Origin of the sequence: uncultured Williamsia sp., assembly GCF_947494875.1 — a bacterium.
Lineage (GTDB): Bacteria > Actinomycetota > Actinomycetes > Mycobacteriales > Mycobacteriaceae > Williamsia_A.
Map to the genome: position 1 here is coordinate 517,616 of NZ_CANLWM010000001.1, position 22,580 is coordinate 540,195.

Annotated in this window: 22 protein-coding genes and 1 tRNA gene; 8 read left to right on the forward strand and 15 right to left on the reverse strand. The window is 69.1% G+C overall.

Annotated features, from left to right (window positions below; genetic code table 11):
* Positions 1 to 6 precede the first annotated feature (6 nt).
* From pknB to Q1A98_RS02690, 7 genes are all read right to left on the reverse strand, one after another.
* A complete protein-coding gene (gene pknB / locus Q1A98_RS02660) occupies positions 7 to 1,905 on the reverse strand; it encodes a Stk1 family PASTA domain-containing Ser/Thr kinase (RefSeq protein ID WP_299569660.1) in 1,899 nt (632 codons plus the stop codon).
* The gene (locus Q1A98_RS02665; RefSeq protein ID WP_299569661.1) at positions 1,905 to 3,311 is read right to left on the reverse strand and encodes a serine/threonine-protein kinase; all 1,407 of its coding nucleotides are present in this window, start codon (positions 3,309 to 3,311) and stop codon (positions 1,905 to 1,907) included. Before Q1A98_RS02665 ends, pknB begins: the two co-directional genes overlap by 1 nt.
* A 19-nt stretch (positions 3,312 to 3,330) precedes the next feature.
* Entirely contained in the window at positions 3,331 to 4,845 is a 1,515-nt protein-coding gene (locus tag Q1A98_RS02670; RefSeq protein WP_299569662.1) for a penicillin-binding protein 2, read from the reverse strand.
* On the reverse strand, positions 4,842 to 6,269 hold the full coding sequence (locus Q1A98_RS02675) for an FtsW/RodA/SpoVE family cell cycle protein (RefSeq protein WP_299569663.1): 1,428 nt from the start codon (positions 6,267 to 6,269) through the stop codon (positions 4,842 to 4,844). The genes Q1A98_RS02670 and Q1A98_RS02675 overlap by 4 nt, the downstream gene beginning before the upstream one ends.
* Complete coding sequence (locus Q1A98_RS02680; protein WP_299569664.1) at positions 6,270 to 7,742, reverse strand: protein phosphatase 2C domain-containing protein; 1,473 nt, start codon at positions 7,740 to 7,742, stop codon at positions 6,270 to 6,272. It abuts the gene before it with no gap.
* Positions 7,739 to 8,206, reverse strand: coding sequence for an FHA domain-containing protein (locus tag Q1A98_RS02685; RefSeq protein ID WP_299569665.1), 468 nt, complete (start codon positions 8,204 to 8,206; stop codon positions 7,739 to 7,741). Before Q1A98_RS02685 ends, Q1A98_RS02680 begins: the two co-directional genes overlap by 4 nt.
* 206 nt (positions 8,207 to 8,412) lie before the next feature.
* Positions 8,413 to 9,861: an FhaA domain-containing protein gene (locus Q1A98_RS02690; protein ID WP_299569666.1), complete on the reverse strand. Its 1,449-nt coding sequence runs from the start codon at positions 9,859 to 9,861 to the stop codon at positions 8,413 to 8,415.
* 246 nt (positions 9,862 to 10,107) lie between these two features.
* Here Q1A98_RS02690 and Q1A98_RS02695 point away from each other — a divergent pair.
* The 3 genes from Q1A98_RS02695 to Q1A98_RS02705 all read left to right on the forward strand — a co-directional run bounded on the left by Q1A98_RS02695 (position 10,108) and on the right by Q1A98_RS02705 (position 11,614).
* Positions 10,108 to 10,190: transfer RNA gene (locus Q1A98_RS02695), tRNA-Leu, on the forward strand.
* A gap of 371 nt (positions 10,191 to 10,561) precedes the next feature.
* Positions 10,562 to 11,179 carry a MarC family protein gene (locus Q1A98_RS02700; protein WP_299569667.1) on the forward strand — a complete coding sequence of 206 codons (618 nt, stop codon included), beginning with the start codon at positions 10,562 to 10,564 and terminating at the stop codon, positions 11,177 to 11,179.
* Positions 11,180 to 11,359: 180 nt separating this feature from the next.
* Entirely contained in the window at positions 11,360 to 11,614 is a 255-nt protein-coding gene (locus Q1A98_RS02705) for a hypothetical protein (RefSeq protein ID WP_299569669.1), read from the forward strand.
* Between the two features lie 47 nt (positions 11,615 to 11,661).
* Here the strand turns inward: Q1A98_RS02705 and Q1A98_RS02710 are convergent, their stop codons facing one another.
* Genes Q1A98_RS02710 through Q1A98_RS02725 form a run of 4 tightly spaced genes read right to left on the reverse strand, consistent with a single transcriptional unit; the run spans position 11,662 to position 15,255 of the window.
* The gene (locus tag Q1A98_RS02710) at positions 11,662 to 12,597 is read right to left on the reverse strand and encodes a glycine betaine ABC transporter substrate-binding protein (protein WP_299570513.1); all 936 of its coding nucleotides are present in this window, start codon (positions 12,595 to 12,597) and stop codon (positions 11,662 to 11,664) included.
* 59 nt (positions 12,598 to 12,656) lie between these two features.
* A complete protein-coding gene (locus Q1A98_RS02715; protein WP_299569670.1) occupies positions 12,657 to 13,430 on the reverse strand; it encodes an ABC transporter permease in 774 nt (257 codons plus the stop codon).
* Positions 13,427 to 14,608: an ATP-binding cassette domain-containing protein gene (locus tag Q1A98_RS02720; RefSeq protein ID WP_299569672.1), complete on the reverse strand. Its 1,182-nt coding sequence runs from the start codon at positions 14,606 to 14,608 to the stop codon at positions 13,427 to 13,429. Before Q1A98_RS02720 ends, Q1A98_RS02715 begins: the two co-directional genes overlap by 4 nt.
* Entirely contained in the window at positions 14,605 to 15,255 is a 651-nt protein-coding gene (locus tag Q1A98_RS02725) for an ABC transporter permease (RefSeq protein ID WP_299569674.1), read from the reverse strand. Before Q1A98_RS02725 ends, Q1A98_RS02720 begins: the two co-directional genes overlap by 4 nt.
* Positions 15,256 to 15,381: 126 nt before the next feature.
* Between Q1A98_RS02725 and Q1A98_RS02730 the strand changes: the two genes are divergently transcribed.
* The 4 genes from Q1A98_RS02730 (at position 15,382) to Q1A98_RS02745 (ending at position 19,483) form a co-directional block, all read left to right on the forward strand.
* On the forward strand, positions 15,382 to 16,380 hold the full coding sequence (locus Q1A98_RS02730) for a TauD/TfdA family dioxygenase (RefSeq protein ID WP_299569675.1): 999 nt from the start codon (positions 15,382 to 15,384) through the stop codon (positions 16,378 to 16,380).
* 61 nt (positions 16,381 to 16,441) lie between these two features.
* Positions 16,442 to 16,876: an SRPBCC family protein gene (locus Q1A98_RS02735; protein ID WP_299569677.1), complete on the forward strand. Its 435-nt coding sequence runs from the start codon at positions 16,442 to 16,444 to the stop codon at positions 16,874 to 16,876.
* A 55-nt stretch (positions 16,877 to 16,931) separates the two neighbouring features.
* Positions 16,932 to 17,978, forward strand: a complete 1,047-nt coding sequence (locus tag Q1A98_RS02740) for a GGDEF domain-containing protein (protein ID WP_299569678.1) — start codon at positions 16,932 to 16,934, stop codon at positions 17,976 to 17,978.
* Positions 17,975 to 19,483: an ATP-dependent DNA ligase gene (locus tag Q1A98_RS02745; protein WP_299569680.1), complete on the forward strand. Its 1,509-nt coding sequence runs from the start codon at positions 17,975 to 17,977 to the stop codon at positions 19,481 to 19,483. Before Q1A98_RS02740 ends, Q1A98_RS02745 begins: the two co-directional genes overlap by 4 nt.
* Here Q1A98_RS02745 and Q1A98_RS02750 read toward each other — a convergent pair.
* The 4 genes from Q1A98_RS02750 to Q1A98_RS02765 all read right to left on the reverse strand — a co-directional run bounded on the left by Q1A98_RS02750 (position 19,480) and on the right by Q1A98_RS02765 (position 21,561).
* Positions 19,480 to 19,749, reverse strand: coding sequence for a barstar family protein (locus Q1A98_RS02750; RefSeq protein WP_299569682.1), 270 nt, complete (start codon positions 19,747 to 19,749; stop codon positions 19,480 to 19,482). The genes Q1A98_RS02745 and Q1A98_RS02750 overlap by 4 nt on opposite strands.
* A gap of 18 nt (positions 19,750 to 19,767) precedes the next feature.
* Positions 19,768 to 20,163, reverse strand: coding sequence for a ribonuclease domain-containing protein (locus tag Q1A98_RS02755; RefSeq protein WP_299569684.1), 396 nt, complete (start codon positions 20,161 to 20,163; stop codon positions 19,768 to 19,770).
* A gap of 66 nt (positions 20,164 to 20,229) precedes the next feature.
* Positions 20,230 to 21,132, reverse strand: coding sequence for an SAM-dependent methyltransferase (locus Q1A98_RS02760; protein ID WP_299569686.1), 903 nt, complete (start codon positions 21,130 to 21,132; stop codon positions 20,230 to 20,232).
* 9 nt (positions 21,133 to 21,141) lie between these two features.
* Positions 21,142 to 21,561 carry a YccF domain-containing protein gene (locus Q1A98_RS02765; protein ID WP_299569687.1) on the reverse strand — a complete coding sequence of 140 codons (420 nt, stop codon included), beginning with the start codon at positions 21,559 to 21,561 and terminating at the stop codon, positions 21,142 to 21,144.
* 65 nt (positions 21,562 to 21,626) lie between these two features.
* Here Q1A98_RS02765 and Q1A98_RS02770 point away from each other — a divergent pair, with 65 nt between their 5' ends.
* Positions 21,627 to 22,502, forward strand: a complete 876-nt coding sequence (locus tag Q1A98_RS02770; RefSeq protein WP_299569688.1) for an SDR family NAD(P)-dependent oxidoreductase — start codon at positions 21,627 to 21,629, stop codon at positions 22,500 to 22,502.
* The last annotated feature ends 78 nt before the right edge of the window (positions 22,503 to 22,580 follow it).

Genomic DNA, 22,580 nt, shown 5'->3' on the forward strand with positions numbered 1-22,580 from the left:
TCCGCGTCAGCCGGGGAACAGGCTCGCCTGACCGACCGTCACCTCGATCGCCTGGTTGTCGTTGGCGAGGCTGTTGGTGGGCGGGTTCTGCGCGACGACGCGATTGGCATCGGGGCTGCCGAGTCCCACGTTGCGCGGCACCTGGTTCAGGGTGGTGCTCTTCCATCCGGCCGCGGCCAGGGTGTCCTGCGCCTGCTGCACGGTCTTGCCCGTCAGGTCCGGCATCCGGAACTGGTTGCCGCGCGAGACGGTGACCGTCACGACGCTGTACTCGTCGACCTGCGTCCCCGCCGTGGGCGACGAACTCAGCACCGTGCCGGCCGGCTGTTCGGAGTCCGCCTGCTGCGTCTGGATGCGCAGTCGCGCGTTCTCCAGCGTCTGCTGGGCCTCGTCGGAGGTCTGACCGGTCAGCGTCGGCACGGACACCTGTCGCGGGCCCGTGCCGATGAGAATGGTGACCGTCGTGTTCACCGACTGCGATGTCCCGCTCTGCGGCGACAGCCCGGCGACCTTGCCACGCAACTGGTTCGACGACGCTATCTGTCCCGGCTTCACATCGGTGAAGCCGAGGTCGTTCAAGATCTTCTTGGCCTCGTCCTCAGTCCGCCCGGTGAGGTCCGGGAGGTCCTGGCGCTGCGGTCCGCTCGAGATGTACAGCGTGATCGCAGAGTTCTTGTCCGCCTTCACGCCCTCGGCGGGCGCGGTGCGGGTGGGATTGCCCGACGGGACCTGGTTGTTGGGCTCCTGCAACGTGTTCACCTTGAACCCGAGGTTGCCCAGCGCCGCCTGGGCCTGGGTGGCGGACATGTCCGTCACCGCGGGAACGGTCACCTGGTCGGTGTCGGTCGACCACGGACGCACCAGCAGGAGCGCGATCACCAGGACGAGCACCGCCGCGAGCGCGCCGAAGCCGACCAGTCGGCCGCGGTTCCGCCGAGGAGGATCGTCATCGAGGTCGGGACGACGGTGGGAAGTGGGCCCCGCGCGGCCGGGGCGTTGCCGCGCAACGGGTTCGATGATGCCGGTCTTGTCCTCGTCGGACAGGAGCATGGGCGCGCTCGGCCGGCCACCGGCGAGCACCTTCATCAGGTCGGAGCGCAACTCGCCCGCCGACTGGTAGCGGTTGGCGGGGTTCTTGCTCATCGCCTTGAGGACGACGGAGTCGAGGACGGACGGGATCTCGCGTCGGATGCTCGACGGGATCGGCGGGTCCTCGCGGACGTGCTGGTAGGCGACGGCGACCGGGGAGTCACCGGTGAACGGTGGCTGTCCGGTGAGGAGTTCGAAGAGCACGCAGCCCATCGAGTAGACGTCGCTGCGGGCGTCGACGCTCTCGCCGCGGGCCTGCTCGGGTGACAGGTACTGCGCGGTGCCGATGACCGCGGACGTCTGCGTCATCGAACCCGTCGCGTCGGACATCGCCCGCGCGATGCCGAAGTCCATGACCTTCACCGCACCGGACCGATCGATCATGACGTTGGCCGGCTTCATGTCGCGGTGGACGATGCCGTTCTGATGCGAGAAGTCGAGCGCCGCTGCGACATCGGCCATCCACGTCATCGCCTGGCGCGGTGACACGTGCCCCTGTGCCCGCAGCACGTCGCGCAGCGTCTCGCCGTCGACGAACTCCATCACGATGAACGGCAGCGGACCCTCGGGCGTCGTCGCCTCACCGGTGTCGAAGACGGAGACGATCGTGGGGTGGTTCAGCGCGGCCGCGTTCTGCGCCTCCCGTCGGAACCGGAGATAGAAACTCGGGTCGCGTGCGAGGTCGGCGCGGAGCACCTTGATCGCCACGTCTCGGTGCAGCCGGAGATCACGCGCATGGTGCACCTCGGACATGCCACCGAACCCGAGTGTCTCGCCGAGTTCGTAGCGGTCGGAGAGGTGACGCGGCGTGGTCATCAGTCACCTCTCTCGCTCGAGCCGCCGGGCGACCCCGGGGCATCCCCCCGGCCGGCCAGCGGTGTCGGGGTCGCGCTCCCATCGTAGTTCTGCGGCAGGCCCGGGATCAGCGACCCGAGGTTCGGGAGCAGGCCACCCTGCGTCGTGGTGGTGGTCGTGGTCTCCGGTGTGGTGGTGGTGGTCGTGGTCTCGGGCGTGGTGGTGGTCGTGGTCTCGGTGGTCGTCGTGGTGGTGGTCTCCTCCTGCGTGGGGGTGACCTCCGTCGTCTGCGTGACCGTCGACGGCGTGGTGGACGGCGGCGTCGAGCTGTCCCCGCTGCCGCTCGTCGCGACCCAGTAGCCGACCAATCCGAGTGCGGCCAGCAGGAGCAGCACCGCGACCGCTGCGAGCGCCTTCTGTCCGGCGGTCCACCGGTTGTCGTCCGGCGGCGGTGCGGCCGGGATCGGCCGACGCGACGTCGCCGTGGGCGGGGGCGGTCCGGCGGGACGGGGGATGGGCGCCGACATCTCTCGCGTGTGCAGGGGCGGCGGCACGACCGGTCCGATCCCGGCACCGGGCGCCGGGGGACGTCGGCCGGCGCGCACCGCGGCGACCGCGTCGGCGAACTCGCCGCCGTCGGCGTAGCGGCGATGCGGGTCCTTCGCCATCGTGATCGCGATGAGTTCCCGGATGCCGCCGGGCAGTTCGGCCGGCAGCGGGGGAGGGGTCTCGCGGATGTGCTTCATCGCCACGGTGATCGCGCCGTCGCCGAGGAACGGCCGACGACCCGCGATCGACTCGTAGCCGACGACGCCGAGCGAGTAGACGTCCGACGCACTGGTGGCGTCCTCGCCGAGCGCCTGCTCCGGCGAGATGTACTGCGCCGTACCCATCACCATGCCGGTCTGGGTGACCGGTGCGGCGTCGACCGCCTTGGCGATGCCGAAGTCGGTGATCTTCACCTGGCCGGTCGGGGTGATGAGGATGTTGCCCGGCTTGACGTCCCGGTGGATCAGCCCGGCGGTGTGCGCAGCGTTCAGTGCCCGCCCGGTCTGCTCGAGCATGTCGAGCGCGTTCGTCAGCGACAGGCGCCCGAGACGGGCGAGGACCGCGTTGAGCGGCTCACCGTTCACCAGCTCCATCACCAGGTAGGCCAGCGCGGGACCGCCTGCGCGGTCGGGTGTCTCGCCGTAGTCGAAGATGCTCGCGATACCCGGGTCGTGCAGGCGCGCCGTCGTCATCGCCTCGATCCGGAAGCGCTGCAGGAACTCCGCGTCGTCGGAGAACTCCGACTTGAGCACCTTCACGGCGACGCGACGGTCGAGTCGGGTGTCGAGACCCTCCCACACCTGGCCCATCCCGCCGGTGGCGATCAGCCGCATCAACCGGTAGCGATCGGCGATCGTCGTCCCGCTCTGCAGACTCATCCGTTCCCCCTCTCGCAGGTCACTGGTTTCCCCCGACCATGGCGTTGATGACCGCGCGACCGATCGGCGCCGCCGACGACCCACCCGTCGACTGGACGCCGCGGTCACCGTTCTCGACGATGACCGCCACGGCGATCTGTGCGTTGCTCGACGGACCGAACGCGATGTACCAGGCGTAGGGCGTCTCCGCGGCGGCAGAGGTGGCCGAGTGCTCGGCCGTGCCCGTCTTCGACGCGATGGTCACCGAGGACCCGCCCGAGCCGGTGGTGTTGCGTTCGGAGTCGATCATGAGGCTCGTCAGCGTCGCCGCGGTCTGTGCGGTGATCGGCTCGTCCATGCTGTTCGGCGCGGTGGTGTACAGCGTCTTGAGGTCCGGACCCTGCAGCTTGTCGACGAGGTAGGGCTGCATCCGCACACCGCCGTTGGCGACGGTGGCCGCGATCATCGCGTTCTCCAACGGCGTCATCCGCACGTCCCGCTGCCCGATCGCGCTCTGCCCCAACGCCGCCAGGTCCGAGATCGGGCCGGTGGTGGACCCGGCCACCGACATCGGGATGTCCGGGGTGTCGGAGTCCAGGCCGAACGCCGTCGCGGTGGACTTCACCGAGTCGATCGGGTTCTGCAGGCGCTGCGTCGCGAGCTGTACGAACGCCGTGTTGCACGAGTACTGGAACGCCTGGCGCAGGGTGACCTCGCCACCGGACGAGCCGGGGCAGGTCTCGCCGCCGTAGTTCGTCAACTGGGTTGCGGTGTCCGGCAACGTGATCGAGCTGTTCGCCGTGAGCCGCGTCGAGTCCGGGTTGATGCCCTGCGCCAGCGCCGCCGCGGTGGTGATCACCTTGAACGTCGACCCCGGCGGGTAGGTCTGGTCGATGGCCCGGTCGAGCATGGGCTGCGGCGACGACTCGGTGACGTTCTCGGGGTTCCACCGGTTCCACGCCGCCTCACGCTCGGCGGCGTCGTGGCTGGCGAGCAGGTTCGGGTCGTACGACGGGGTGGACACCATCGCCAGGATCGCCCCGGTCTTCGGTGCGATCGCCACGACCGAACCCCGGCAACCACCCGAGCACCCCGCGTTCATCGCGTCGTAGGCGACCTTCTGCAGGTTCGGACGGATCGTGGTGACGACGTTGCCGCCCCGCGGATCCCGCCCGGAGAACATGTCGAGGAAGCGCTGGCCGAACAGACGGTCGTCGTTGCCGTTCAGCAGGGAGTCGTAGGCCTGCTCGATCCCGGCGCTGCCGTACTGGAACGAGTAGAAACCGGTCACCGGTGCGAAAGCCGCCGCGTCCTTGCCGGGGTAGATGCGGAGGTACTTCAGGCGGTCGTTCGTCGGCACCGACTGCGCGATCACCGTCTGGCCGGCGGTGATCTGACCCCGCTGGCGGGAGTACTCGTCGAGCAGGACGCGCTGGTTCCGCGGGTCGCTGCGCAGCGAATCCGCCTCGAACACCTGGACATACGTGGTGTTGGCGAGCAGGGCGACCACCATCACCATGACCGCGATGACGACGCGGCGGATCGGGACGTTCACGCGCGCTTCACCACCTGCGTCTGTGCCGCGGCGACAGGGACCTGCTTGCGCTTGGTGGTGTCGGGCTCGCGGGCGGCGTTGGACACCCGGACCAGCAGTGCGACGAGGACGAAGTTGGCGAGCAGGGACGAGCCTCCGTAGGACATGAACGGTGTCGTCAGGCCGGTCAGCGGGATGAGTTTCGTGACGCCGCCGACGACGACGAACAGCTGCACCGCCATCGAGAACGACAGCCCCGTCGCGAGCAGCTTGCCGAAGCTGTCGCGCACGGTGATGCCGGTGCGCAGGCCGCGGACGACGAGGATCAGGTACAGGCCGAGGACCGCTGTCATCCCGACGAGTCCGAGTTCCTCACCGATGGTGGCGACGATGAAGTCGGTGTTCGCGAACGGCACGATGTTCGGGCGCCCCGAGCCGAGGCCGGTGCCGAACAGGCCGCCGGTCGCGAGCCCGAACAGGCCCTGCCCCACCTGGTAGCCCTGGCCGTAGAAGTCGCTGAAGGGGTTCTGCCACACCTGGACCCGCACCTGCAGGTGCGGGAACAGCTCGTAGGCGAGCACCGCCCCGACGGTGAACAGCACGACGCCGATGACCACCCAGCCGACGCGTTCGGTGGCCACGTAGAGCATCGCCAGGATCGTCGTGAAGATCAGCAGCGGGCCACCGAGATCGTTGGCGAGCGCGAAGATCCCGATGGTCACGATCCACGCGGCGAGCAGCGGTCCGAGGTCGCGGGCGCGCGGGAGGTCCATGCCGAGGAAGTGCTTGCCGGCCGTGGTGAACAGGTCCCGCTTCGACACCAGCAGCGACGCGGTGAAGATGATGATGAGGATCTTGGAGAACTCGCCGGGCTGGATGTTGAACAGCGGCGTGCGGATCCAGTTCTTGGACCCGTTGATCTCCGACAGCGACGCCGGCAGCAGCACCGGGATCGCGAGGAACACCAGTCCCGACAGGCCGAGGATGTAGCTGTAGCGGGACAGCGTCCGGTGGTCGCGGACGAACACCAGGATGAGGGTGAAGGCCACGATCCCGAGCACCATCCACAGCACCTGCTGGTCGGCGTTCGACGTCGACGCCGTCGTCTCCGCGGTCTCGCCGTTGCGACCCGAACCGAGGTCGAGGCGGTGGATGAGCACCAGACCGAGCCCGTTCAGCATCGCGACCAACGGCAGGATCAGCGGGTCGGCGTACGGCGCGAAGCGTCGGATCACCAGGTGGGCGACGCCGTACAGCGCAGCGAAGATCACCAGGTACTTGCCGACCGCCCACGTCAGTTGCTGTTCCTGTGCAGCCTCGACGTTGATGAGCGCGACCGTCACCACCAGGGTGACGAGCGCGAGCAGGCCCAACTCCGTCGTCCGCCCGGTGGGTCGACGGATGGGTCCGGAGGTCGGGGTGGGGGTCACGGATTCCTGCGACATCTAGTGCCCCCGGCAGATCTTGCGGCCGCTGTCGTCGAAGCGGTCGACGCTGGTGTCGATGGTCGAGCTCGGGGCCGCGGACGACGCCGGCGGCGGGAGCTGTTGTCCGGGCACGGTCGTGGTGGCCGGTGGCGGCAGCGGCGTCGACGACGGCGCGGGCGTGCTCGACGACGGGGGTATGGAAGTGGCCGACGTCGACTGCTCCCCGCACAGCGGCAGCAGCGACAGCAGCGTCACGTTCTGCTTGGCCTCGTCCAGCGGCACGCTGGGCTTGCTCGCACGCACGGTGTTCTGGCTCGGCTGCGACAGGTCGGCCACACGCAACGGCGAGCACGACGAGGAACCGACGTCGGCGAACGAGATGGTCGGGGTCGAGGCCGACGGGTCGCTCACGCAGGCGGCGAGGCTGACGGAGTTCAACGAGATGCCGAGCACCGAGCCCTGCATCCCGCGGTAGAGGACGACCTCGCCGTCGTGTTCACCGACGTAGTAGTTGGACCGGATGATCGAGCGCGCGACGAACCCGCCCGCGACGACCAGGACGATGAGGACGATCGCGACGACCGCCCACAGCCATTTCCGGCGCGGACGACGCTCCTCGACGACGTCCTCGACGTCGACCGTGGGACGCCGGGGCGACTCCTGCGGCGGGCGCAGCGCCGCGGCGCGACCGGCGGACGTCTTCGGGTCGGGGACGTACTCGTCGTCACCCTCGCCCGCGGCACCGGCACGGATGGGTCGGTGATCGCCGTAGTCGACGTCGACGACATCGGCCACGACGACGGTCACGTTGTCCGGTCCACCGCCGCGAAGGGCGAGCTCGATCAGCCGGTCGGCGCAGTCACCGTGGTCGGTGACCGACGACAGCGTGTCGGCGATCGTCTCCTCGGAGACGACGTCGGAGAGACCGTCGGAGCACAGCAGGTAGCGGTCGCCCGCGCGGGCCTCGCGGATGGTCAGGGTCGGCTCCACCTCGGCGCCGGTGAGCGCCCGCATGATGAGGGAGCGCTGCGGATGCGTGTGGGCCTGCTCGGCCGTGATCCGCCCCTCTTCGACGAGCGTCTGCACGAACGTGTCGTCGCGGGTGATCTGGTTCAGTTCGCCGTCGCGCAGCAGGTAGCCGCGGGAGTCTCCGATGTGGCACAGCGCGAGTCGGGTGCCGGCGAACAGGATCGCGGTGAGGGTGGTCCCCATCCCGTCGAGTTCGGGGGAGCGTTCCACCTGTTCGGCGATGGCCGCGTTGCCGCTCGCGATGGCCGACTCGAGCTTGCCGAGCAGGTCCCCACCGGGTTCGTCGTCGTCGAGCGGCTGCAACGCCTCGATGACGAGCTGGCTGGCCACCTCGCCGGCCGCGTGTCCGCCCATACCGTCGGCGAGTGCGAGCAGGCGCGCGCCCGCGTACACGGAGTCCTCGTTGTTGGAACGGACCAGGCCGCGGTCGCTCCGCGCGATGTAGCGCAGGACCAGGGTCACGGGCGCAGCTCGATCACGGTCTTGCCGATCCGGATGGGCGTGGCCAGGGGAACCTTCACCGCCGTCGTGACCTTCCCGCGGTCGAGGTAGGTGCCGTTCGTGGAACCGAGGTCCTCGACGTACCAGTCGTCACCCCGGCGGGAGATGCGGGCGTGCCGCTCGGAGGCGTAGTCGTCGGTCAGGACGAGGGTGGAGTCGGCGGCACGTCCGATGAGGACCGGCTGTGAGCCGAGGGTGATGCGGGTGTTCGCCAGCGCCCCGTGCGTGACGACGAGGTAGCGGGCGGTGCCCTTCGCGCGAGGCGCCCCGCCGGAGCCGCGGCCCGACCGCTGGAAGCGGGGGACGGGCCGCTGACCCGTGGCCGCGTAGACGTCGTGCCGGAGGGCGCGCAGAACAGCCCAGACGACCAGCCACAGCAGGAGCAGGAACCCGATGCGGGTCAGCTGCAGCACGATGCCCTGCACAGGGGTTCACCTCCGTCGTGGGTGTACGTGGGCCGTGGGTGTACGTGGTGCCGGCGACCGCGCGCAGCGTCGGACCACGACGCCCTCGGCGACTCTTGGGCCACATCCTATGGGGGAGGGGCCGGGGAACCGGTATCCGTAGGTGTCAGCTTCGCATCGCTTGACCGCCGCTCGTGCTCGGACGCATCACGTCCGGGCACGACGGGTCACTGGAAGCGGACCGTGATGTCCGAATGGCCCAGCCGGATGCGATCGCCGTCGGCGAGTTCCCAGCTGCTCACGGCCACGTCGTTGACGGTGGTGCCGTTGGTGGAGTTCAGGTCGTGCAGGAGCGCGGTGCGACCGTCCCAGCGGATCTCGACGTGCCGACGGGAGACGCCGGTGTCCGGAAGGCGGAACTGCGCGTCCTGGCCGCGACCGATGACGTTCGACCCGTCCCGCAGCGAGAACGTGCGGTTCGAGCCGTCCTCGAGGACCAGCGTCACGCCGGTCGGGGCGTAGGTCGGCGCCGCCGTCGCCTGGCCGTAGCCCTGCTCGTACCCGGCGGGCTGATAGGCACCCTGGTCGTAGGCGCCGCGGTCGTACCCACCCTGGTAGGCGCCGCCGCTGCGGGGAGCGTAGCCGCCCTGGTCGTAACCGCCCTGCTGGTAGCCGGCGTCGCGGTAGTCCGCGTCCGAGTAGTACCCGGCGTCGCCCTGCTGGTATCCGCGGTCGCCCTCGTAGCCGGCGCCGCCCTGGTCGTACCCCTGCTGGTCGTACCCGCCGGCCTGGCCGTAACCGCCCTGCTGGTAGCCGCCGCTCTGGCCGTAGGTGCCCTGCTCGTGGCCGCCGCGCTGATCCCAGCCGCCCTGCTGGTAGCCGCTGTCGCGGTAGCCGCGATCGGCGTAGCCCTGCCCGTATCCGCCGTCGCCCTGCGGCTGGTCGTAGCCGCGGGGATCGTGCGCCTCGGCGCCGTATGCGTGCCCGGCGTCGCCCTGCGGCTGGTCGTACCCGCGCTGGTCGTATCCACCGGTGCCGTAGCTGCCCTGACCGTAGGCGCCGTATCCGGCGGACTGGCCCGCCTGATCCCACGCCGGCTGATCGTGCCCGGACGGTTCGCCCTGCTCGTAGGAGCCCCGGTCGTACTCGCGGTCGTCGTATCCGCGTCGCGAGTCGTGTCCTGGGTTCTGCGTCATGGGAAACACTCCTGGTCTGGGCTGGGCGTGGGGGTTCACGGGCGGGACGGGGGCCGGTGACGGTCCGGCGGGCCGGTCTGTCGACCCGGGGACAGGACGGGGTGCGGCGTCGGGGTCGACCCGGCCGCGCGCCCGGAACTGGCCGGTGTGCAGCGAGGTGGACTGGTCGAACTCGACGACGACGTCGCCGTAGGTCTGCCATCCGTTGTCCCGGATGAAGTGTTCGAGGTGACGCGAGAACGTCTTGCGGTTCAACTCGTACTCGGACGAGAGCTCCGCGTGATCGGTGGGGCTGACCACCACCGTGTAGGAGTTCGGGGCGAGTGCCCCTCCGTCACCGAGGTCCTCGACGGAGTCCTCGGCCTCGCGCTGGAGGGCGTTCTCGACCTCCTGCGGGGCGACCTTGCCGCCGAACACCCGGGCGAAGCCGTCGTCGACCGCGCCCTCGAGCTTTCGTTCGATGCGCTGCAGAATCCCCATGTCGGGACACCTCCCTCCACGTCGTCAGCGTGTCACCGTGCATTCCGCGCCGTTTGATGATAGCGATCGAGCAGGCCAATCGTGCCATCGTGTCATCAACAGTCCCGTGTGTCACACCGGATCGCGCGGGCTGGGGCCCGCTATCGCGATCGCACGATTTATCCGGCTGCGACGCAGCGTGTTATCGTCGTCGGCGTCCGTCACCCAGACGGGCATGCCGGTTCGGGCCTCGCCCGGGCTAGTCACGGGCGAGTGGCGGAATGGCAGACGCGCTGGCTTCAGGTGCCAGTGTCCTTCGGGACGTGGGGGTTCAAGTCCCCCTTCGCCCACCCACACCAGCGCAGGACTCACAGACGCTGCGCGGCCGCGCGATGGTTGCGATCATCAGGATTCCTGCTAGTGCCAACAGCGGAACGCTGACGGCCGTTGCCAGCCATGCCCACGGATTCGCGAATCCGTGGAGCCAGACGGCAAAGGCGATGAGTGATGTCGTTCCGGCGGCGAAGTCCGCCGCGGCACCCAATCGAACATTCCACCGCTCCGAGCGGTGGCCCACAGTCGTTGCGGCCCCTTTCACGAACAGGTACACCGCAGCCATGGCGAACAACCACGGCGACATTTCAGTCCAGGAATTCATCCTCCGGGGTTGACAGCCGAGTCCGACAAGCAGTCGCGGTGAGCGAGCGGGCACACTCTCCGCGTGGGTTTCGATGTCACCGAGTACACGACAGTGCTCATCACGCTCGTGGTCATCATGGACCCGCCGGGCCAGATACCGATCTTCCTGAGCCTCGTCGGGCACCAGACCCCCGCAGCACGGAACCGCGCGGCGTTCCAGGCGCCGGCTGTCAGCCTGCTCGTCATCTCGACGTTCGCGATCGGCGGCAAGTTCATCCTCGCCTACCTGCACATCGGTGTGCCGGCGCTCCAGGGCGCGGGAGGGCTTCTTCTTCTCCTCGTGGCGTTGCAGCTGCTGACCGGATTGGGCAACGCGTCGAATCCCCGAGCCGCCGACGGGGTGAACGTCGCGCTCGTCCCGCTGGGGACACCGCTGCTCGCCGGTCCGGGCGCGATCGCCGCGGTGATCGTGTCGGTCTCCCAGGCCGACGACAAGGCCGGCACCTACCTCGCCATCGCGGCGGCCATCGTCACGGTGCATCTCATCCTCGCGACGGTGCTCCGCTTCTCCACCGTCCTCATCCGCATCCTCGGCATCGGTGGGGTGACGCTCCTGGCGAAGATCGCCGGTCTGCTGCTCGCCGCGATCGCCGTCCAGCTGATCGCGAATTCGATAATGGGATTCGTGGCATCGGCCTGAATTCCATCGTCGAACAATCGAAGAACAGGAATTTCTCGTCGTTCAGTCGAACGACTCCTCACGTTCTTCAACAGCCGCTATGATCGCTTGCGAATAACGAACACAGCACGGAGGCGTTTCGGGGGTCTCGCTCGAGTGCTCGTCCCTGACGACGGTGTAGAGACGACGACGGAGAGCGACGTGAGCGAACAGGGTGGGGCCCCGGTGGTGAACGCGGTCGTCGGGCTCCCGGACGGCAAGGGCATGTGTGTCGAGACCCGCTCGGAGGACGGGACCGCGATCGAGATGCTGGCCTCCACCGGTCACGTCGTCCGCATCACCGTTCGTCCCGGCGGCGAGATCGTCGTCGCGACCGACGGTCTCGACCGCTCCGGGCACATAGTCACCGTCGACACCGACGGCGTCGTCTCTCCGGAGCCCGTCACCGTCCGCTGAGCAGACCACCCCGGACCGGAATCGGCCCGGGGTGCTGCTCGTCTGTCTCAGGGCGTGACGAAGCCGTTCGAGATCATCCAGTCCCGCGCCACCGTCGCCGGCTCCTTGCCGTCCACGTCGACCTGACGGTTCATCGACGTGATCGCGGTGTTCGTCAACTTGTCCGACACCGGCGCCATCACCTTCGCGATGTCGGGGTGGTCGAGCGCGAACTGCTTGCGCATCACGATCGCGGCGTTGTAGTTCGGGAAGAACTTCTTGTCGTCGGTGAGGACCTGGAGGTCCAGAGCCTGGATCCGACCGTCGGTGGTGAACACCTCGCCGAAGGCACACTGCCCGCCGTTCGCGGTCGCCGAGTAGATGATGCCGGTCTGCAGGATCGACACCTGCGCCTTCGTCACGGGGAACCCGTACGCCGCGGCCATGCCGGGGAAACCGTCCTGGCGAGAACGGAACTCGGTCTCGAGACAGGTGCGCGCCGCACCCGGGTCACGGTTGACGAGGGCGGCGTAGTCGCTGAGCGTCTTCACGCCGGTCTTTTGCACGGTCGCCTTGTTGGCGGCCAGCGCGTAGGTGTTGTTCATCGGCGCCGGGGCGGTCCAGACCAGACCGTTCTTCTTCAGGTCCTCGTCGCGGACGGCCTCGAACTGCTTGCGCTCGTCGGGGATCGGCTTCTCGTTGCCCAGGTAGTTGATCCACCCGGTGCCGGTGTACTCGTAGGTGATGTCGACCTGACCCTCGATCTCGGAGTCTCGTGTCGATCGCGACCCGACGATGCTGGTGAGGTCCCGCACGTCCGCGCCGGCGGCCATCAGTGCGAATTCGATGATGTAGCCGAGGATCACCTGCTCGGTGAACTCCTTCGAGCCCACCGTCACCTTCACGTCCTTGAGCGCGGCGACCGGCTTGATCGATCCCGGCTGCACGGTGAACGGGGGCGTGCTGCCCGACGCGAGCCCGCAGGCGGCGGTGACCGCGATCATCAGTCCCGAGAGCGACAGCAGCACAGCGGTTCTCGCATGGCGCGAGAGAGTGGAGACGCTCACAGCCTCAATCCCTTCGGCCCGAGCCAGCGTTCGGCAAGTGCGCCCGCCCAGTCGACGAGGAGCGCGAGACATGCGGCGAGAACGGCGCCGAGGATGAGGGCGACGTTGTCACGCAGCTTGTAGCCGGTGTCGATGAGGATCCCGAGGCCGCCGGCGTCGACGAGGAAGCTCAGCGTGGCGGTGCCGACGGCGAGCACCAGCGATGTGCGCAGGCCGGCGAGGATGTACGGGATGGCCAGGGGGAACTCGATCCGCCAGAGGATGGCCGGCTTCGACATGCCCTGTCCCCGACCGGCGTCGATGATCGCGCGGTCGACGCTGGCGTATCCGAGCAGGGTGTTGGCCAACACCGGGAGCAGCGAGTAGATGGCGACCGGGATCACGCCGATCCAGAACCCTGTGGTCGCGGTCCAGAGGAACAGCAGCACCAGCAGGCCGATGGCCGGTGTCGCCTGACCGATGTTCGCGATGGCGACGGCGATCGGCGAGAACCGCACGATGCCAGGACGACTGAGCAGGGTTCCCAGGGGCACCGCGATCGCCACGACGATCGCGGCGACGACGATGCTGATGAGGAGGTGCTGCCAGACGAGGGTCGCCAGGTTCGACGGGTTGATCGTCTCCTTCTGGGTGGCGGTGAGGCTCTGGGTGAACGCCCAGGCGATCACGGCGGCGGCCACCGCCAGCACCACCAGTGGTTGGATCAGCAGGCGGACACGGCCTTCGGTCTCGACCTCGGCGGCCTGGACCGCCGTCGTGGTCGCCGTCATACCGCCTCGCCCGCCGTGGCGCCGCGCAGGTCGCGGATGGCCGACATCAACGTCTCGATCACGACGACGCCTTCGTAGCGACCGTTGCGGCCGGTGACGATCGCCGAGACGCAGCCGGTCGACAGGATTGCCTCGAGCGCCTGCTGCAGCGTCGAGGACATCGACACCAGGTCGGCGGGGACACCGGCGTCGCGCAGATTCGACGCGGTCCGCAGGTGGTGGTCGCGTACCCACCGGACCGGCCGGTCGCGGTCGTCGACGATGACTCCCCAGTCGTCGTCGGAGGCGTCGATCGCGCGGGCGAGTTGGTCGACCGGGTCGTTCTCGTGCGCCGACGGCCGCAGCTCGAGCTGCACGTCGCGGACACGCTTGAGGCCGAGCTGCTGCAGCAGTGCACCCTTGCCGACGAAGCCCTCGACCATCTCGGTGGCCGGGTTGGCGAGGATCGCCTCGGGGGTGTCGTACTGCTGGATGGACGACTGGTCACCGAGGACGGCGATGCGGTCGCCCAGCTTGACGGCCTCGGCGAAGTCGTGGGTGACGAAGACGATCGTGGTGCCGATCTCGGCGTGCAGGCGGATCAGCTCGTCCTGCAGCGACGCCCGGGTGATGGGGTCGACGGCGCCGAACGGCTCGTCCATGAGCAGGACGGGCGGGTCGGCGGCGAGAGCGCGGGCGACGCCGACGCGCTGCTGCTGACCGCCGGAGAGCTGGCGGGGGAACCGGCGCGCGTAGAGGGCCGGGTCGAGACCGACGAGCGACAGCATCTCCTCGACGCGGGCGGAGATCCTCTTCTTGTCCCACTTCAGCAGTCCGGGCACCATCGCCACGTTCTGCTCGATGGTCATGTGCGGGAACAGCCCTGCCTGCTGGATCGAGTAGCCGATGGAGCGGCGCAGCTCGTTCGCCGGGATCGACAGCGCGTCGCGGCCACCGATCATGATCGAGCCCGATGTCGGCTCGATGAGGCGGTTGATCATGCGCATGGTGGTCGTCTTGCCGCACCCCGACGGACCGACGAAGACGACGATCTCGCCCGCGTCGATCGTCATCGAGACGTCCTCGACGGCGGCTTTCGGCTGGCCGGCGTAGCGCTTGCTGACGTGGTCGAGGACGATCTCGACCCCGGTCGACTCCGACGACGAGGTCACGGCCGACCTCTCCTGCACACCGGTCATGCTGCGAGTCCCTTCGACGTGGTGAGACGGCCGATCACCTGGTAGATCGCGTCCAGTACGAGCGCCAGCACCACGATGAGGATGGTGCCGGTGAGTGCCATCGGGATGGCGGTGGGGCTGCCGATACGGGCGAGTCCCGAGAAGATGAGGTTGCCCAGGCCGGGGCCCTTGGCGTAGGCGGCGATGGCAAGGATGCCCATGGCCATCTGCGAGCTGACGCGCATGCCGGACAGCACCGACGGCCAGGCGAGTCGCATCTCCACGCGCCACAGCGTCTGGATCCGTGACATGCCGGTCCCCCGCGCGGCGTCGACCAGAGCGGGGTCGACCGCGGTGAGTCCGACGATCGTGTTCCGGATGATCGGCAGCAGCGAGTAGAGGACCAGCGCGATGACGCTGGGCGTCACACCGAGGTGGAAGATCGGGATCAGCAGGCCGAGCAGCGCGAACGACGGGATCGTGAGGATCGCCGACGAGAGCGAGTTCGCGAGCGACGACGCGGTCGCGTTCCGGTAGGTGAGCACCCCGATCGCCACGGCGATGATCGTGGCGAGGATGACGCTCTGCACCACGGCACTGACGTGCTGATAGCTGTCGAACAGCAGCTGGCGCCGGTGGTCGGTGAAGTAGTTCCAGACGTTGTCCACGGGCCCTCCTCACTGGTGAATGTGGCCCGTGCGACCAGCGCGCCGTGGTCTCGACGGCCATCGCAGTTCGGCTCAGTATGACCGCAAGCCTTCCGCCATGAACGAAATCAGGGCATACATGCTGGTATGACGGCGATTCTGGAACCCACGAGCACCATCGCGATCCCGCACGCCGCCTTCGCCGACCCCCGCGTGACGCTGACGAAGATCGGCCACCACCTCGGTGCGCGGATCGACGGACTGCACTTGTCGGAGGACCTCGACGACACCACCGTCGCCGACATCCGTCGGGCCGTGTTGACGCACAAGGTCGTCGTCGTCACCGGGCAGCATCACATCGACGACGACGGGCAGTACTCGTTCGCCTCGCGGCTCGGCATCCCGACCAAGGCGCATCCGACCGTCCTCTCGCGAGGCGAGGATCTGCTGCCGCTGGAGGGGGCCGCGAACTCGTGGCACACCGACGTCACGTTCGTCGACCGCGTCCCGAAGATGTCGGTGCTGCGGGCGGTGGTCCAGCCCGAGTACGGCGGCGCCACGATGTGGGCGTCGACGGTCGCCGCGTACGCCGCGCTTCCCCAGCCGTTGCGGGTCCTCGCCGATGCGCTGCGCGCCGTGCACACCAACGACTACGACTACGCCGAGCACCTCACGGTCGGGGACTCCAGCGACCCGGCCTACCGGGAGGAGTTCGTGCGCACGGTCTTCCGGACCGAGCACCCCGTGGTGCGTGTCCACCCCGAGACCGGCGAGCGGGCGCTGACCCTCGGCCACTTCGTCGACTCCTTCGTCGGGCTGAAGACCTCGGAAACGGCGGACATCCTGCGACTCCTGCAGGCACGCATCGAGCGCCCCGACAACACGGTGCGGTGGGCGTGGTCGCCGGGCGACATCGCGATCTGGGACAACCGCTCGACGCAGCACTACGGCGTCGCCGATTTCGGGGGTGCCTACCGTCGGGTGAACCGCGTTACTCTCGCCGGCGACGTCCCGGTCGGGGTCGACGGCCGCAGGTCGACGGTCATCTCGGGGGACGCCTCGCACTACTCCGTGATCGACGAGCCGTCGCGTCTCACCGACTTCGTCCCCGCCAGCGACCGGAGCGTCTCCGGCTTCGCCCACTGACCGGCCCTAACCTCGAAGGCGGGCTGCCCGTGCGGGTGGCCACCGGCAGGAGGAGACGCAGATGGTCCAGGTGACGCGGACGTTCACCGCGCGGGTCGCGCAGCCGGCGGCGGTCGCGTACCTGCGCGACTTCGCCAATGCCACCGAATGGGATCCCGGCAGCGTGAGCAACGTGCAGACCGGCGACGGACCCGTCGGCGTGGGCACGGTGTGGCACAACACGTCGTCGTTCGGGGGCGCGAAGCCGGAACTGGACTACACCCTGGTCCGCGACGACCCGGACCACGTGCGCTTCGAGGGCGCGAACTCGTCGACCGACACCGCCGACGACATCGCGGTCCGCGATCTCGGCGACGGCCGCAGCGAGATCACCTACACCGCGACGATCCGTCCGAAGGGCATCTGGCGGTTGGGTGCGCCGATCTTCTGGGTGTTGTTCCAGCGCATCGCGGGCGAGACGGTCTCGTCGATGACGCGTTCGCTGGAGAAGCTGTAGCGACCCTGCACTAGTGTCGTACGCCACAGGAGTTCCGACACAGGGTGAGTGAGCGATGCGAGGTGCACGTCCCGCGCAGTCGACACCTCGCCACCGCTCGCGCATCGAGGCGATCTCGCGGTACACGATCGGTGCGGCCGCGGCGAACTTCGCCCTGCTGGCCTACCTGACCCGGCTCTACACCGACAGCCCGCTGTGGCTGGACGTCATCGTCGTCGCGTTCGGGACGGCATCGCTCGTCACCGCCGTGGTGTGGGTCGTCAGCCGGTGGTTCCTCACGCCACGCGGCATCCGCGCGTTCATCGTCTTCGCCGACCTCGGGACGTCTGTGGTCCTCACGTCCATCGAGCCCCAGGCCGACTCCGTGATCGGGTGTGCGTTGTTCGGCGTCGTGGGGCTGATGGCCGTGTTCTTCCTCCCGCGGCGATGGCTCGTCGCGCACACCGTTTTCGCTGCGGCCGTCACGGTTGCGTTCGCGGGCGCGGCCGTCGCCGACGGGGCGGGAGTCGTCTACGTCATCGTGCGCGCGGACGTCGTCCTCGCCGCGGTCGTCGGGCCGATCCTGACGGTCGAACTCGCCTGGCGCACCATGCGTGAGCGCGCTGTGCTCGCGTCGACGGACCCGCTGACCGGGATCCGCAACCTCCGCGGCATGTGGAGTGCGATGGTCCCGATGGTCGCGCGGTCCGCGCGGACGGGAGAGTCGGTGGCCGTCGCGGTCGCCGACATCGACGGGTTCAAATCCGTCAACGACATGCACGGCCACGACATCGGCGACGAGGTGCTGCAGCACGTCGCGAGCGAGTTGACCGACCACATCGGCGATCTCGGTGTCGTCGCCCGCAGTGGCGGCGAGGAGTTCACCATCGCGTTGGTCCATCCGAGCGTCGACGTGCTCTGCGACCGGGTCCAGGAGATCCCGACCCGGCTGTCGGGTGGGCCGCAGGCTCCGACCGTGACCTTGAGCGTCGGGGTCACCTTCGTCGCACACGACACCGGCACCACCCCGCGGGACGCCGCCCGCGCGGCCCACCGACAGGCGGACAAGGTGATGTACGAACAGAAGCGGTCCGGCGGCAACGGGGTGCGGGTGCGCCGGTGACGTTGCTCGCGACAGTCGTGGACGCCTCCGAGCGGGTCGCGGCGACGCGCTCCCGCAAGGCCAAGACGGCCGAACTCTCGGCGGTGCTGTCGGCGGCGTCGTCGGACGAGGTGCTCGCCACGGTCGCCTGGCTGGCCGGTGAACCCCGCCAGGGCCGGATCGGCATCGGGTGGCGGACGTTGTCGGCGGCGCGACCCGCCCCGGCCGACGAGTCCACGCTCACCGTCACCGATGTCGACCGGGCGCTCACCGACCTGACGACCATCGCCGGGCCGGGCTCGGCGCAGCGACGCAAGAACGCCCTCGCCGCGCTCCTGGGTGCGGCGACCGAGACCGAGCAGCAGTTCCTGATCCGTCTCATCACCGGCGAGCTGCGACAGGGTGCGCTCGAAGGGGTGATGACCGAGGCGATCGCGGCGGCGTCGGGAGTGGACGCCCCCGTGGTGAGGCGCGCGGTGATGCTCTCGGGAGATCTGGCGCGGACGGCGGCTGACGCGATCTCCGGCGGCGAGGCGACGCTGCGCGCCATCGGCCTCGTCGTCGGGCGACCGATCCGGCCGATGCTCGCCTCGCCCGGTGCGACCATGGACGAGGCGTTGGACTCGCTGGGGCCGGACGTCGTCGTCGAGTACAAGCTCGACGGGGCGCGCATCCAGGTGCACCGCTCCGGCGACGAGGTCGTCATCGTGACACGCACACTGCGCGACATCACCGCGTCGGTGCCCGAACTCGTCGAGCTCGTCCGCGGGTTGCCGTGTGAGTCGGTGGTCCTCGACGGGGAGACCCTGGCGCTCGCCGACTCCGGCCGACCCCGCCCGTTCCAGGAGACGATGAGTCGGTTCGGCTCCGCGGAGGGCGATCTCCTGTTGTCGCCGTGGTTCTTCGACTGCCTCCACCTCGACGGCGTCGACCTCCTCGACGCGCCGCTGGAGGGACGACTCGCAGCCCTCGAGCGGGTCGCCGGGCCGCACCGGATCCCCTCGGTGGTCCGGCCGACGCCCGACGAGGCCGCCGCCCACCTCGACTCCGCGCTCGCCGCCGGGCACGAGGGCGCGATGGTGAAGGACCTGGCCTCGCCGTACAGCGCCGGCCGTCGTGGGAAGAGCTGGCAGAAGATCAAACCCGAGCACACCCTCGACCTCGTCGTCATCGGTGTGGAATGGGGGAGCGGTCGCCGGTCGGGCTGGTTGTCGAACCTGCACCTCGGTGCGCGTGACCCCGACGGAGGCCCGCCGATCATGGTGGGCAAGACGTTCAAGGGACTGACCGACGAGTTGTTGCGGTGGCAGACCGAGGAGCTCCCCAAGTACGAGACGCACCGAGACGCCCACACGGTGTACCTGCGGCCGGAGATCGTCGTCGAGATCGAACTCGACGGTGCGCAGACGTCGTCGCGCTATCCCGGGGGTGTGGCGCTGCGGTTCGCGCGGGTCCTGCGCTACCGCCCCGACAAGACCCCCGCCGAGGCGGACACCGTCGACACGGTCCGGGCGATGCGCCTCTAACGCAGGTGAAGGGGCACGCCCTCGTCGGCGAACACCGCGACGATGTCGTCGAACCGGTCGAGCCGGTCACGGGCGCGGTCGGCGTCGGTCCACTCGAACTCGAAGCCCTCGTCGGCCGGCGTGCCGAAACCTCCACGGAGGCAGTCGGCGAGGGCGTCGAGGTTCGCTCCGAAGTAGCCACCCGGACCGTTGACGGCCCGGCCGATCTCGTCGTAGAAGTCCTGCGTCGAGGAGATGGCCGAGCCGTCGATGCGATAGCGGATCACGGGATCGAGTGTCCCGGATCAGTAGTTCGCGTCGCGGATCTCGCAGAACGAGCCGTAGTGGTCGCCGGTGTAGTAGTAGTGCGGCGGGCTGGTGAGCGGCGTTCCTCCGGTGACGATCCTGCGGGCACCGCGCGTGCTCGAGCCCGGGGTGATCACCGTGTACTCGTGGTAGTAGCCCGACGACGCCGACGGGAGTACGCCCTCGCGGTTGGAGAACACGACGCCGTCGTTGTTCGGGTAGGGGAACGGGCCACCGTCGTGGATCAGGTCCACGGTGTCGGTCGCCTGCGACGGCAGCGACGACAGGTAGCAGGACGAGATGGCGGCGTCGGCAGTGGCGGGCGTGGCGAGGGTCAGCGCACCCGTGGCGAACACGGCGGCGGCGACCGCGGAGAAACGCTTCTTCGTGAGCATGCGTAATGATTACCGGGGCGGTGTGGCCGGCGGGTCAACCGCGGGTGAACGACGGGTGAGCAGCGATCAGCTCCGGCGGGCGGTGACGATCTGGACCTTCCCGATCATCGCCGAGTAGCGCTCGTCCGAGGTGATCCCGTTCCCGCGACCGTTCTCGCCGAGCACCGACACCACGGGCTCCGACGACGCCGACCATCCGTGGTCGTTCAGCCAGGCCCTCGCGTCGAACTCGCCGGTGTCGAGGAACAGGTCTTCGACGGTGACGCCGAAACCGGATGCGTCGATGTCCCAGTCGGCCGGATCGATCGGACCGCTCGTGGTGTCGAGCATCAGGACGCTACCGGTGGGCGCGACGGACGTGATGGTGGCCAACAGTCGCTCCTGGTCGGCCGGCCGGAGATAGGGGAGCAGGCCCTCGGCGAGCCAGAAGGTGGGGACGTCGTCGGCGAAGCCCGCGGTACGCAGCGCCGTCAGCCAGTCGTCACGCAGGTCGCAGGCGACCGACACCCGCGTCGCCGACGGGGAAGCGCCGACCTCGTCGAGGACCTCGTCCTTGAAGCCGATGACGGCGGGCTGGTCGACCTCGAAGACGGTGGTCCCCGGCGCCCAGGGGATACGCGCGGCACGGGCGTCGAGGCCGCTCGCCAACAGGACGAGTTGTCGGCAATTGTGGGCGTTGGCGGCTCGGATCTCGTCGTCGATGCGCAGGGTCCGGGCGGCCATCATGTCGGTGAGGAACTCCAGCGACCGCGTCATCTCGGGGTCGTCCTGTGCCCGCTCCTCGACCACGTCGGGGGTGAGGTCGGCGTCACCCGCGGCGAGCACCAGCGACTCGGCGAAGGGGTCGTCGATCAGGGCGTCGTCGCGTCTGGTCTCCAGCGCCCGACCCAGCGCCACCAGCAGCGCGGTCCGCCCGACGCTGGAGGTGATGGTCCACTGGTCACCGTCGGAACGCTGGTTCGTTTGCATGTCTAAATGCTAGCGAGGGGGTGGCGGCACCGCCACGTACGCACCCCCGTCCACCATCCGGGCGTCGACGATCCGCGCACCCAACGGGAGCAGCGAGACGGGGACCAACTTGAAGTTGGCGATGCCCAGGGGGATGCCGATGATCGTGAGGCAGAGCAGGGCTCCGGTCACGATGTGGCCGATCGCGAGCCAGATGCCCGCCACGATCAACCAGATCACGTTCCCGATCGCCGAGGCGACGCCGGCGCCCGGGTCGCGGACGACGGAGCGCCCGAACGGCCACAGTGCGTAGGCGCCGATGCGGAACGCCGCGATGCCGAACGGGATCGTGATGATCAGGATGCAGCAGACGATGCCCGCGAAGAAGTAGCCGATGGCCATCCACAGGCCGGCCAGCACCAGCCAGATGATGTTGAGAAGCGTGGTCATCGGCACATTCTGCCCGGTCACGGTCGGACACGAGGGCGTGTCAGCCGGTGCTCTACCGTTCTCGCATGAGCAACCCTGTGACCTCCTTCGCGAGGGGCGTCGTGCGCACCGCGATGCAGCGTCCCCGCACACCGAGTGACCTCGTCTCGGCCCTGCCCACCGGGTCCCCGTCGCACCGACTGCGGGGCGCGACGATCCTCGTCACCGGTTCGTCGTCGGGCATCGGTGCCGAGGCTGCGGAGAAGTTCGCCCGTCGCGGTGCCACAGTGCTTCTCGTCGCGCGACGGGTCGAGGAACTCGACGAGGTGGTCGCGCGGATCCGGGCCGACGGGGGCAGCGCCTTCTCCTGCCCGGCCGACCTCGCCGACACCGACGACGCCGCGCGGCTCATCGAGCACGTGCTGGCCGAGTACGGCTGCCCCGACGTGGTGGTCAACAACGCCGGCCGATCCATCCGCCGCGACGTGCTCGACTCGACCGACCGCCTGCACGACTACCAGCGGACCATGGCGATCAACTACTTCGGTCCGGTGCAGCTGACGCTCGGGTTCCTGCCTGCGATGAAAGAGCGAGGGAGCGGACACTTCATCAACGTCTCCACCTGGGGCATCCCGATGGGCGCGATGCCCAAGTTCTCGGCCTACGCGGGATCGAAGGCCGCCATCTCCGTGTTCGGGCGCAGCATCGCCGCCGAACTCCGCGGGACCGGCATCACCGTGAGCACGGTCTACTTCCCGCTCACCAAGACCCCCATGATCGCGCCGACCGACGAGTACCGACGCGCACCTGCGCTGACCGCGACCGAGGCCGCCGACTGGCTCGTCCACGCCGCGGTGCACCGGGAGCTCGAGATCATGCCGCGCGTCGCGCGCTTCCTGCGCCGCGTGAGCGCCATGTCCTCCGACGTCGCAGACGGTCTGGTGGCCCGCAACGCGGTCTGAGCGGGCCACCTCCGCACACTGTGCTCTAGGGCACAATGAGTTGCGATGGCGACGCGTGACACAGCGCGGAGGAGGTGC